This window comes from Pseudomonas sp. FW306-02-D09B (assembly GCF_058782685.1).
The window spans coordinates 64,505-76,952 of record NZ_JBYSXY010000010.1 but is presented as its reverse complement, the minus strand read 5'-3'; the positions used below and the strand labels follow the sequence as shown (position 1 = coordinate 76,952).

Sequence of the window (12,448 nt, the reverse complement as noted above, 5' to 3'; positions counted from 1 at the left end):
CAAACTCTTCTAGAAACGGTAGGTAAGGTCGACGAGCAGGCGCAGATCGGTTTCTCGATCGCCGTCGAAGGGCCGGTTGATCGCGCTCAGCGCGGCACCGACCTCGAACACATCATTCCAGCTCAAGCGCTGGCCGTAGCTGAGCAGGCCTACACCGCCAGTGGAGTAATCACGCTGGCTGTATGTACCGGCACCGACCTGGAACTGCTGACTCCACGAAGTTTCGTAGCGGTGATAGAGCACGTGATTGACGCTGACCGTCGGCAGGACGCTGAAGTCCGACTTGGGGTTGAAGTAGGGAACGTCCTCATTCTTGCTGTTGTGGCTGGTGCCGACCTCCAGACCGAGGTCGACCTGCACCCCCGGTGCGCTGTACACGCCTTCGCGTCCGGTCAGCAATGCTTCGAGACGATTGTTGCCATCGCTGAAGTGCGACGGGCTGACCGCCAGTTTCCACTCGCGGCTTTCGTTGGCGCGCCAGCGCAGGAAACCGCTGCCGCCGTTGGCGGTGACGTTACTGTTCAGTGCCCGCAGCGGCGTAGTGGCCGAGAGGTAGTCGAGGCTGCCGCCATACTGCCAGGCATCATTGATGTCGCGGGCAATCGACAGGCGCGCGCCCTGTTTGTTGCCATAGCCGAAGTTGTGATTGGAGACTTCCGCTTCCAGTGTCATATCGCGGGTTCGGCGCTCGACACCAAGCCGTTCGACACGGTCACGACCGGTGCCTTCCTGGAAGTCACCAGTGGCATAACCGGCACTTGCAAACACACGCCAGTCCTCATTGATCGGTGGACTGTAGAGCGTGGTCTCAATGCCAAAGTCCTTGCTGCCAGCGACTGCACCGGCACCGTTGCTGCCACCGCCATAACTCTTGCCGCCATAGGTCGACACGCGCAGTTCGGCCATGTCGTGCACCTCACGCTGACGCTCCAAACGCTGCACCGCACGGTTGTCCGGGAATCGCGCAGCGACGTCATCGGTCAACGCATCGAGCTGGCGCCACTCCTGCAAATCCTGCGCGGTATGCCCTTGCGCGACTTCCAGACCGATATCTCGCGGGGCCATGCTCTCGGTTTCCTTGAGCAGATTTTCTGCACGGCGTGGCCAGGCACGCGCCAGGTAGACATTCGCCTGCGCCAGACGCAAACCGACGTTGCCCGGTGCTTTTTCAACCAAGGCATCCAGGCCTTGCTGGCTAGCGGGCAAGTTACCGCTATAGGTGCCCGCCTGGGCGGCCAGTTGTTGCGCGTCCATCCATGAATCGTTGGGATTGCCGATCGGCAAGCCTTTGAGCTCCACCCGCGAGCTCTGAGTCTTGGCCAGGTTTTCGGCGACGGTGCGTGCTTCCTGCGGTTTGTCGCTTTCCATCAAGGCGTAGAACAGCGCCGTGGTGTCTTCTACCCGGTCAGCCGGGTCGGCGTCCGGTGCGACCAGCACTTGGCGATACAAGTCTGTCGCGACGTCCGGTTGACGTTGATCCAGATAGGAAGCCGCCACCCAACGCATGGCGTAGGTTGGAATTTTCACGTTTTCAGCGAGCAGTTTCTGGTATTCGCCGATGACCTCAGCCGTGCGCGCGCGGGCCTTGAGTGCGCCCATGCGGTCGATGCGCCAACGAACCACGTCGTCGTGAGCCTGTGCATCCGGGGTCCAGGTCGCCAGCAACTGGTCGTAGTCGCTCAAGGCACGATCGGCGATGTCGTAACGTTCTTTTTCACTGCGCGTGGCAAATTCCGCCAGCCGCACGCGCTCTGCCGCCACATCACCTTCGAGGCGGCGCTGCGTCACCGGATCGATCAACCCCGGACGTTGACGGGCCAGACGCAAAGCCGGCTCTGGCAGCCGTGCGCGTTGCAGGGCGAAAACGTATTCGCGGGCGACGTCAGGTTTGCTCCCGGCGCGGATGAACGCCTGGTCGTATTCGAACAACGCGTCATAGGTCGCACCGGAACGGGTCAAGGCGTAGCCCAGCGCCAGGCGCCGGGCCGGATCGTCAGGTTTGGCCGCGACGAGAGCCTTGGCACGGTTGACGGCCTCGACGGGGTTTCCAGAATCGGCCTGGGTCATGGCCAGGCCGAGTTGCAGGTCAGCATTCGCAGGTTCGAGCGCCAGTGCCTTGCGGTAGAGCTCGGTGGCAGAGTCCCAGCGCTTGAGATTGCGGTAGGCACGAGCGGTGGCGGTCAGCGCCTGAATCGGCAGCACCCGGTTGCGCCCCTGAGTTTCATAAACCTGAACCACTTCGGCGTCGAGACCGGCCCAACTGGCGATCTGCAAATGGTCGCTGACCTGGCCGGTGGTCACCTGGCTAGCAGGCACGTTGCGTAACAGCGTCAACACCGGTGCGTAGTTACCAGTACGCGCATCGCGAATCATTTGGTCGTAGGCGGTATCCGCGAACGCCAGACCCGGCCAAAGCAGTTGGCTGCACAAGGCCATGCGAATCAGAGGGCGCAGGCCAAGAACAGTAAAAGGACGAGTAATACGTGGCATTCGTCAGCATCCTTACATGGCGAGCCGGAGTCTCATACCCCCCTTGCCTGGTTCGAAACGGGAAGTCGGGCAATCACCCGACAAGGTTTTGCAAACGCAGTATTTCACGCAAGGTTAGACCACTATCAGGAACACAACATTTGTTCAGATTCAATACAACGGCTTGCCCCCCGTGCGCCCTACAGCCTTGATTTGCGGGCACCAGACAGCAAAACGCCCAGCCAATCCACAAATTCGGAGGGCCGGGCGCTAGCTTGTAACCTGCGGTTTAGAGCGTTCGCTTAAGTCAAGCGGTGGGTCGTTTACTGGGGTGCGCCAGTGGTACCGAGCTTGCTCATCACGAAACCGACGAACTGTTCGACGGTCATCTTCTGGCCGTTGAAGTCCACCTGATTATTGGCGTAGTGCAGTTTGGAAACGATGTTGTTGCCGTCCAGCGTCGCCAGTTGCGTACCGACAGCCATGCTGCTGACCATGTCACTGGTCGCAGCGGCTTGATCGGCAACGGCTTTGACGTCGGTCTGGCCTTCCATCTGCGCCTGCACTGTCACCAGATCGGTGATCATCGGCTTGGAGATCTTCAGATTGAAGTCCAGCAGGGCAATCAATTGCTTGCCCAACTGGTCGGGTGGCAGGTCCAGCGATGTCGGCTTGGTCAGGTCAATCACCAGGCTGGCACGGCTTTCACCGTTCGGGGTGGAGAACGAAAAGTTCTCCAGCGCGACTTGTGGCTGGGCGGCCAGCAACGTCTCCAGACCCGCCTTGACCTGTGCTTGTTCGGCGTCGGTCAGCTTCAGTTCGGGCGCCGGTTCACCCGCAGCGGCAGCAGCCGCGGCGGCCGCTTCGTACGGCTGCAGTTTGTTCTGGTAGATCTGTACCAGCGACAGCGTCGACGGAATATCGAGGTTTTTCATGCTCCAGGCCATTTGCGCCGAGCCGAGGGCCTTGTCGTTCAGGGCGATTTCGCCAATCTTGTAATCGGCACGACCGGCTGCGTTGGTCCCGGACTCGGTGGTGGAACTCTTCATTTCAGTGTTCTTGAAGGTCATCACCGACTGTTTGTCGCCAAAGGTCGTCTTGGTGCTGGTCAGCTCGACGACGTTTTCCCCCAGGTAGTAGCCATAGCTGCTTTTGCTGAGGTTGCTGGCCAGGGTCAGGCCATTCAATTCGACTTTCACCGGGGACTGATCTTCGGCAACGCTGGTCAGCGTGAGGCTGTCCATGTAACCGTCAGCCTTGACCTTCTGTGCCTGGGCGCTGGCCGACACGTCGATGTTCAGACCGGAAAACTTCAACGTGGACTTGTCGTCCAGTGCCGTTTCGACGGGCAGCAGTTCAAGGTTGCCGCTGGTAGCACGGTCATAGCCGATGTTGACCACACCCTTGAGTGGAGACGCATCCTTGGTGGCGGCGAACCACTTCTCGGTGGTCGGAGTCTTTTCCAGCGAGTAGTGACTGGTGGCCATGACCGGCAGCCATTTCAGCGACACCAGGCGCGAGAATGGCAGCGGGCCGTGTTCGATGTGGTCAACGAACAGCAGCTCTACGCCTTCAGAGTTCTCGCCGAACATTTCGCCCTGGCCCTTGAGGCGGTAGTGCGCGGTGCTGCTGAACAACTGGCGATCCAGCGACACCAGTTCCAGGGTCGCGGTGCCTTTGGAGCCGACCATCGCCGTTTGCAGCTCTTTGTTGGCGTCGGCAATCGAGGTTTGCAGCACCCCTTCCAGTTTCGTACCGGTGTACCAGGCGCCGCCGGCGCTGATTGCACCGATGGCAACGACGATTCCCAGAAGCACGCCTGCTGATTTATTCATGAATGACCCGATCAATGTCCGTTGTTGAAAATGTGGTCGTCTTCCCTGAACCCTCGACGGGTTGCGGCTCGACTCCGCTAAAAGTGCGATGAGATTAGCATTTGTGCCGTGGAGCGGCCCAATGATTAAAGGTGAAAGAGTGTCGATGGAGCGCGGGGGCTGTGGACCACTCGCAGGGGGCGGAATTTTCGTTGTTCATTCGATCGCCTTCGCGAGCAAGCCCGCTCCCACATTGGACCGAGTCGCGGGATAAGAACGCGGTCAACTGTGGGAGCGGGCTTGCTCGCGAAGACGGCAGTCCTGTCAACATCGCATTAGGAATACTGCACTTCAATCTCATCCAGCTGATGATCAAAGCTTTTCAGCCGTGCGGTCCACGTATAGACCAGCACTTCGAAATCCCGATTGATCACCGCGCCATTCGGTGAGTCCGAGCGCGGGTCGCAAAAATCCAGTTGATAGCGTTCGCGGGCCATGGCGTTGGCCACGTCAGACAGTTCGCGGGCATTGTTCAGCCAGTGCCAGCGTTCACCGGTGACCTGTTTGTCGAGGGCCAGGCATTGGGTTTTGAGCGCTTCGAGGCTTTTTTCCAGCGGGGTGCCGGTGAGTTCGCCCATGACTTCCTGAAAAGTACGTCCCGGTTGCCAGTAACTGCCCCAGAAATACCGGTCGAATACCGTTTCAACCCGGCGCAACGCCACCTTGGTGTCCCAGATCAGCACCAGGGTCTTGCCTTGCTCGAGTTGTTTTTTCTTGATCCGCCGGGTTTGCAGCAAAGCCCAGGCGGCGACTGCGATCGACATCACCCCGATCAGCGCACTGGCACTGTCGAGAAAGATCAAAGCCTTATCAATCTGGTGCGTCAGCATCACGCCATAAAAATACGTAGCCGAGAGCAGCACCAGCGCGACAATTGCGCACCAGAAGCCGGGAGCATAAGGGTTTTTCATTATTGGAATCCCCATGACCAATGCGAGCTTTGACTGCCGGACCCGCCTGTGCAGACCCGACATCTAAAAGCATAGCAACGGCCTCAGGGTTTCGTTGGCTGTGAACCTTGCGTTCGTCCGCTTTCCCAACCGCCGCCCAGCGCCAGGAACAAATCGATCTGGCTCATGGCAACCTGGGTATTGGCGGCTGCCACCTGCGCACGCACATCGGTGTAGGTGCGGGTCGCCTGCAAATCGGCGAGGAATGACGCCCGACCGGCCTGGAAGAAGCGGTGCGTCTGGTCCGCCGCCTGTTGCGCCGATTGCTCGGCATCGACCAAGGCATCGCGGCGCTGCAATAGCGCGGAATACTGCGCCAGACCGGTCTGGGTTTCGCGGATCGCGTTCAACACCACCCCGTCAAAGTGCGCCAGCGCGCCTTGGGTCGCCGCCTCAGCCTCACGCACCCGTGCCCGGGAGCCGTTGGATGGCACTGTCCAGGTCAGCAACGGGCCGAACCCCCAGCGATTGGTTTGCGGTTGGCCAAGGTGATCGAGAATACCCACGGTACCGACGGTCGCCCCAATGCTGATGTCCGGGTAAAGCGCACCGGTAGCAACCCCGATGTCCGCCGTCGCGGCCGCCAGCTGACGTTCGGCCTGGCGCACATCCGGCCGCCGTTTAAGCAGCGTGGCGCCGTCACCGACCGGCAACAATTGCGCAATCTTTGGCAGCTCGTGACAACTGCTGGTCCCGGCGGGTAATTGATCCACCGGTTTGGCCAACAGCATCGACAAACGGAACAGCCCGGCCTGACGGGCGGCCTCATAGCGCGGCATATCGGCGCGCAAGGATTTGAACTGGGTTTGCGAACGGGTGACCTGGGTTTCGTCGCCGCGCCCAGCATCGCGCAGGCGTTGAATCAGCGCGGTGCTCTGGCCTTGCAGATCCAGTGAGTGCTCGGCGATTTCACGCTCTTCGTTGGCCGCGCAGACCTGGGTATACGCACGCACCACATCGGCGACCAAGGTAATTCGCGCCGTATCGGCTGCCGCTTGCGTTGCGTCAGCGCTGGCTTTCGCCGCTTCGATGCCGCGCTGCAAGGTGCCAAACAGATCGAACTGATAGGACGTGGTGATGCCGATATCACCGACATTGGTCACCGGGATCTTTTCCGGCAGTAAGAACGCCTCGCCGGATTCCTGCAAACGCTGGGCGCCGACCTTCACGCCACCGCTCCAGCCGCCCGCCGACTCGGCTTGTTCGACCCGGGCACGAGCGCGCGACAGGTTGGCTGCCGCCACTCGCAAATCGGTATTGGTGGCCATGGCCTGGCGCACCAACTCATCCAGACGCGGGTCCTGGTACAGCCGCCACCAGTCGCCCGGCACCGGCGCCGAGACCACGTTTTTTCCGTGCGCAGTCAGATCGCCCTGAAAGTCCTCGCGGTGCACCGCCGCATCGATGGGCAAATGGTAATCCGGGCCCACCACCTGACAGGCCGACAGCAGCAAGCCGAGACCGGCCGTCGCTAAACAGGCGGCCGCTTTCATTGCTCCGGCTCCTGCTCAGGCTTGTCGCCGATGATCGATACGGTCGCGGTACGCCCGGCAATCATGCGGAAATCTGCCGGCACGTCATCGAAGGCAATCCGCACCGGAATCCGCTGAGCCAACCGCACCCAGCTGAACGCCGGGTTAACGTTGGGCAGCAGGTTCGAACCGCTGCTGCGATCACGGTCTTCGATACCGGCGACGATGCTTTCGACATGCCCGCGCAATCGCGCACGGTCGCCGATCACGCGGATATCGACACCTTGGCCGACATGAATGCCGTCGAGTTTGGTTTCTTCGAAATAGCCGTCGATGTGGAAGGAATTGCTGTCCACCACCGACAACACCGGACGCCCGGCGGTGACGAACTCCTGAGTACGCGGTGCGCGGTCGTTGACGTAACCGTCCACCGGGCTGCGGATTACCGAGCGGTCGAGGTTGAGCTGGGCACTGTCCACCGACACCTGGGCCTCGGACAACGCCACTTCGGCGCGAGCCACGCGGGACTGGCTTTCTTCCAGTTGCTCGCCCGGCACCAGATTGCCCAGGCCACGGTTGCGCTTGGCTTCACGTTGCGCCTGGGCCAGGGTTTCCTGACGGTCGGCGACCGTGGCCTTGGCCTGGCGCAGCGCCAGTTTGAAACGGTCCTGGTCGATGCTGAACAGCACCTGGCCGCGCTTCACCGGTTGGTTATCACGCACTTCCACTTGCTGGATCAACCCGGAAACGTCCGGGGCGATCTGCACGATATCCGCGCGAATGTGCCCGTCGCGGGTCCACGGAGCGAACATGTAATACATCACCATGCGCCAGACCACGACGACCGCAAAGGTCACCACCAACAGGGTCAACACCACACGGCCAAGGGTCAAAATAGGTTTTTTCATGTCATCAGGTATCGACTGAGTGAGTCCACGGCGCCGAGCAGCAAGGCGTAAAGACCAACGTTGAACAATGCCCGGTGCCAGACCAGACGATAAAAGTGCAGGCGTGTCAGCAACCCGTGCACCACCAGGTACAGCACATACGTAATACCCATCAGCACCAGCAACGTGGGCAGGAACACCCCGCTGATGTCCAGATCACCGATCATAAAGGCGCTCCATCGATACCTTGGGGAAACGGTTCATCGATCTCGTTACCGATGAACTCCACGCCCGGCAACAGCGCCAGACGCAGACCGGCGAGGGCATGCAGCAGGTGCAGGCGGGTTTCGCCGTCACCCTGCAGGCCTTGGCCATTGAGTGCGCGCCGGGTGCGATCCAGGGTCATCAGCAACGGCGCTGGCGCTGGCAAGCGTTCGCCAGCCTTGAGACAGGCCTTGAAGTACTCGCCGACCTCGGCCACCACCTGCCGCAGCAAGACGTTCGGTCCCCCTTGCACCCGTGGCGCGTACGCCAGCAAGTCCAGCAGGTTCAGCGCCACGCGCACTTCGCGCAACGCCACGCCGGTGTCCTGACCGGTCATCGCCAGGCGCGGCAAATGCTGCATCAGCCGATCGAGCATCTGCACACCCAAGTGACGGTGTTCAGCGAGGTTCGCCGGCTCGGTCATGCCGACGATGTCGCGCCAGCTGAAACGGGTCAGGCGCTTGGCCGCCAGCTCCGAACCGAAGGGCCGCGCTACGAGAGTCCAGATAAAGGCAAACAACAAGCCCATGGGCCCGGCGAGGTTGGAGTTGGCGAAGCTCAAAAAGTCCGCGTCGTAGGCGCCCTGGATGCTGATAAACGACGAGGTGTTGACGATGGTCAGCAGCATGCCGAGGTAGAAACGCGGCTGTACGGTCAGGGTGCCGACGCAGATAAACGGCACGGCAAACGCCAGCACCAGCATCGGAAAGTCATGCAGGTTCGGCAGGATCAAAAACAGGTAGAGGCTGGCGAACAGCACCGACATCGCGGTCCAGAAAAAGAACCGGTAAATCTGCGGTGCCGGGTCGTCCATCGCGGCGAAAAAGCTACACGCCACCGCCGCCAGAATCACCGCGCTGCCGCCATCGGTCCAGCCGAGCAGAATCCACAGCACCGAGGCGACGATGATCGCCAGCACCGTCGACGCCGCCGAATAGAGCATCAGCCCACGGTCGAGAAACGGTGTCAGCCGGCCCAGCCGCCAATGACGGTAGACCGCACGCCAGTTGTCCTGGCTTTCGCAGCGAATCGCCTCTTGCAGGCTGCGTAGGTCCTGCCACAAATCGATCCATTCACCGAGGCGATACAGCGCGTTGGAAAACAGCAGTTGCTTGCGATCATCCAGCGCTTCGGCACTCGGTTGCAGGGCTTCAAGTTGAGCGCGCAGGGCTTGCCAGTGCTCGACCGAAGCGTCTGTGCGGTCGAGCCATTCAATGGTCGCGGCCAGCAGCGGCGCGAACTTGTCCACAAGCTCGGGCGTGCGCCGCTGCAAGGCATACAGCGCATCGTCCAGCGCATCCACCACCGGCAGCAGGTGAATCATCCGCCCGCGCAGTTCTTTGATGTTGCGCACGGTTTGCGGCCGCGCACCTTCGTGGGGCAACTGGCCGATCATCAATTCCAGGGAGTTGAACGTGGCCACCATCGAGGCGCGCAAGGTGCTGACTTCGTCGGGTTGCACGTTGCGGGTCAGGAAGCGCTGGCTGTAGGTCACCGCGTCGCTGAACCACTTGCTCACCGCACCATCGAACACCGGCGCCAACCGTCGGGGCCAGAACAGACTGCCAACCACCGCTGCGCAGACGATGCCGAGGAAGATCTCTTCAGTCCGCGCCTCTGCCACATCCCATATCGCCAACGGGTTATCCACCACTGGCAGGGAAATCAGCGGCAAGGTGTAACCGGCGAGCATCAGCGCGTAGTTATTGGCGGTGCGCAGATGCATCGACAGAAACAACAGGGTGCCGGTCCACAGCGCGATGACCAGCACCAGCACATACGGGCTCTGGACGAACATCGGCACAAACAGCAACGCCGCTGCTGCCCCGGTCAAGGTGCCGATGGCGCGGTACAGGGCCTTGGAACTGGTCGGCCCGACGAACGGGCTGGAAACGATGTACACCGTGGCCATCGCCCAATACGGACGCGGCATTTGCATGAGCATGGCGATGTACAGCGCGATCATCGACGCGGCGAAGGTACGCACGCCGTAAAACCAGTCGCGGGCCGGCGGTATGCCGCTAAAAAATCCGTTCACGAGGGGGTCACCGGTAACTGCTGCTCTGCCGTCTCGAACGCGCGAATCACCCGCAGCGCGGCTTCAAGATCCGCTGGATCAATGCCTTCAAGCACCACACGGCGCAAGCGCACCAACTCGGCTTCCACCGCTTGCACCAACTCACGGCCAGCATCGGTCAGGCTCAGGCACTTGGCGCGACGATCAAGGGGATCTTCAGTGCGGCAGACATACCCGGACTGGCACAACTGGTCGAGCAAACGCACCAGCGACGGACTCTCCATCCCCGCCGCCTGCGCCACCGTCACCTGCCGCACACCCTCGCCCAGCCGCCCGATCATCAACAACGGGACCGCGCAGGCTTCGGAAATGCCGTAGTTGACCAGCGTGGTCTGGCAGATTTTCCGCCAATGCCGCGCGGCCACCACCATGGCACTGCTGATGTTCATCTGAAGGGCGTCGAGGGTCTGGGACACAGGAGAATTCGCACACTGTTAGTTTGCTAACTATCAATATCGCATTGGAGGGGAAATTCCGTCAAGTTTTGAAACAAATTAGCCTAGCGGGCAAAACACAACACCTGTGGCGAGGGGGCTTGCCCCCGCTCGACTGCGGAGCAGTCGCAATGGCGGCGCCCGTCGTATATGGCTGAAGAAATATGGTGATCGCTTATCAGGGCCGCTACGCGCCCCAACGGGGGCAAGCCCCCTCGCCACAGGTTTGGTGTTCACCTCGAATGGGGGGGGGCTTAAGGGTGTTGCAGCTCTTCCATAAGATCCAGCCCATCGCGCAATGACACATACGCGGCATAGATCAGGCGATAGAAGTCTTAGTCGTTGAGATCGCGAAGGGTGATCGAGGTGAGGGTTTCCAGCAGATCGGTGCCGATGCGGATTCGGCTACAGGCAGTTTCGTGGAGAAAATGGGTCGGTGCGAGGATGTTGTAGGCCAGAACGCAGCCGGGGGTTGGGTTGGTACTAAGCGGACGATATGGGTGCATAGGGAATATCTCGTAGATAGTTTAGGAACAGCCTCTACGTAGAATTAGGATCGCCATATCCTGTCGCCGATGTGCGGCGACGTGTCGAACTATAGGAAGTGTTTCGGTGTTAGCAACCGAGCAAAACCGCTACGGACTTTTCCTAGCGTTTTTTAGCCCGTTCGTACACGGGCATTGAGCTCATGCTTGTCGACAGCCCCATCGAAACGAGTTTAAAGATCATCCAACGTTACCGGGACCGGGGTTTCGTGGATTCGAGCCCGAACCAGCTCGGTAAGCTCAAGATCGTCCAAACGTTCCACCATGGACTCGAACTCCTCGGTGGGCACCATGTAGCCCATCACCCGGTTGCGATAGAGCACGGCAACCGACCCACCGTTTGCACCGCTGAGTACGGCAGACGGGTTTTTCTTCAATTCGGAAACGCTGACAGCCTTGTCGGCCAGAACACGTTGCATCATCAAGACCTCTATTCAGACCGTTAATCTGGTCTATCGCTCCCTGTTAAACAACCCCAGAAAAAACTGACAAGCGCCGTTTTCCCTCAGATTTTTTTACATTTCGCCCTTTTCTCTCAGCTTTTTTACACCCCCCGCCCCTTCCTCAGCAGCACATCCAGTTGATCCACCACCTCCGCCCAATCGGAATCGTCGAGGATGTCCTCGCGCAGGAAGTCCGCCTGGCTCTTGGTCCAGAAAAACGCGTCGGCCAGGTGCAGTTCGGGTTTGAGCGGTGAGTGAGTGGCGATGAATTTGTCGATGCTTTCGGCGTCGTCAGGCAGGCCGAGTTGTTTGAACAGGTTGGGGAGGCTGTGGGTAGGTGATTCCATGGGGGTTGGCTCCTGAGTTGTTTGGGGGAAAGTTGGGGACTGCTGCGCAGTCCATCGCGGGCAAGCCACGCTCCCACACACGGCGGTTCCTGTGGGAGCGCGGCTTGCCCGCGATGGCGGCGGTGCTTTCACCGCCAATAATGTAATGGCTACTGACTCAACTCGCATACCTCGGCATGAGGCACCATTTTCAGGTACTGGTCCATGCTCAAGTGCACGAGGTTGTTGTGGTTGCCGGCTTCGACGTAGATCTCTTTCTGGCGGGTCAGCATCGGGTCGATGACCATGTCCAGGCCATAGGATTCGCCCAGGGCCGGAACGGCGCCGCGTTCACAGTCGTTGAACAGGTGGGCCAGGGTGCTTTCGCGGGTGACTTGCCATTCACCGCTGCCACGCACTTTGGTCAGGTCCAGATGTCGGCTGGCTGGCAACACGGCCATCAGGTAGTGGCCGTGGTGGTCGTCGAGGATCACCGATTTCGCCACGCGCTCAGCAGGAATGCCCGCGACCCGGGCGGTTTCCAGGCTGCTGGCCGAATGTGGGTGAGAGACTACGTCGAATTCGCAGTGCGCCTCTTCCAGGCTGCGCTGCACGGTTCTTGCCATACGCATGATGCACCTCGGTGTCCGTCGCAAGGCGGACGGACGATGATTAGACAGGTTGGCGTCTCCTCTAAAGTCTAGGCC

General features: G+C 60.4%; 12 protein-coding genes. All 12 read right to left on the bottom strand.

The features are described 5' to 3' along the window. Positions 1–9: 9 nt before the first annotated feature. A complete protein-coding gene (gene pgaA / locus AC3WK5_RS17610) occupies positions 10–2,490 on the bottom strand; it encodes a poly-beta-1,6 N-acetyl-D-glucosamine export porin PgaA (protein ID WP_103319472.1) in 2,481 nt (826 codons plus the stop codon). A gap of 302 nt (positions 2,491–2,792) precedes the next feature. Beyond that, a complete protein-coding gene (locus AC3WK5_RS17605) occupies positions 2,793–4,304 on the bottom strand; it encodes a YdgA family protein (protein ID WP_103319474.1) in 1,512 nt (503 codons plus the stop codon). A 314-nt stretch (positions 4,305–4,618) separates the two neighbouring features. Next, positions 4,619–5,254: an NADH:ubiquinone oxidoreductase subunit N gene (locus AC3WK5_RS17600; protein WP_103319476.1), complete on the bottom strand. Its 636-nt coding sequence runs from the start codon at positions 5,252–5,254 to the stop codon at positions 4,619–4,621. Between the two features lie 83 nt (positions 5,255–5,337). After that, positions 5,338–6,786, bottom strand: a complete 1,449-nt coding sequence (locus tag AC3WK5_RS17595; protein ID WP_103319478.1) for an efflux transporter outer membrane subunit — start codon at positions 6,784–6,786, stop codon at positions 5,338–5,340. Then, on the bottom strand, positions 6,783–7,673 hold the full coding sequence (locus AC3WK5_RS17590; RefSeq protein ID WP_103319480.1) for an efflux RND transporter periplasmic adaptor subunit: 891 nt from the start codon (positions 7,671–7,673) through the stop codon (positions 6,783–6,785). Before AC3WK5_RS17590 ends, AC3WK5_RS17595 begins: the two co-directional genes overlap by 4 nt. Beyond that, entirely contained in the window at positions 7,670–7,879 is a 210-nt protein-coding gene (locus AC3WK5_RS17585; protein ID WP_017478036.1) for a DUF1656 domain-containing protein, read from the bottom strand. The genes AC3WK5_RS17590 and AC3WK5_RS17585 overlap by 4 nt, the downstream gene beginning before the upstream one ends. Continuing rightward, a complete protein-coding gene (locus AC3WK5_RS17580) occupies positions 7,876–9,954 on the bottom strand; it encodes an FUSC family protein (RefSeq protein WP_103319482.1) in 2,079 nt (692 codons plus the stop codon). Before AC3WK5_RS17580 ends, AC3WK5_RS17585 begins: the two co-directional genes overlap by 4 nt. Further along, positions 9,951–10,382 carry a MarR family winged helix-turn-helix transcriptional regulator gene (locus AC3WK5_RS17575; protein ID WP_054598214.1) on the bottom strand — a complete coding sequence of 144 codons (432 nt, stop codon included), beginning with the start codon at positions 10,380–10,382 and terminating at the stop codon, positions 9,951–9,953. The genes AC3WK5_RS17580 and AC3WK5_RS17575 overlap by 4 nt, the downstream gene beginning before the upstream one ends. Positions 10,383–10,762: 380 nt before the next feature. Then, on the bottom strand, positions 10,763–10,933 hold the full coding sequence (locus AC3WK5_RS17570; protein ID WP_158248927.1) for a hypothetical protein: 171 nt from the start codon (positions 10,931–10,933) through the stop codon (positions 10,763–10,765). Positions 10,934–11,145: 212 nt separating this feature from the next. Next, a complete protein-coding gene (locus AC3WK5_RS17565; RefSeq protein WP_103319493.1) occupies positions 11,146–11,391 on the bottom strand; it encodes a type II toxin-antitoxin system Phd/YefM family antitoxin in 246 nt (81 codons plus the stop codon). Positions 11,392–11,516: 125 nt separating this feature from the next. Next, on the bottom strand, positions 11,517–11,762 hold the full coding sequence (locus AC3WK5_RS17560) for a DUF2789 domain-containing protein (protein ID WP_019691148.1): 246 nt from the start codon (positions 11,760–11,762) through the stop codon (positions 11,517–11,519). Positions 11,763–11,911: 149 nt separating this feature from the next. Beyond that, positions 11,912–12,373, bottom strand: coding sequence for an aminoacyl-tRNA deacylase (locus AC3WK5_RS17555; RefSeq protein WP_054595018.1), 462 nt, complete (start codon positions 12,371–12,373; stop codon positions 11,912–11,914). Between the last annotated feature and the right edge of the window lie 75 nt (positions 12,374–12,448).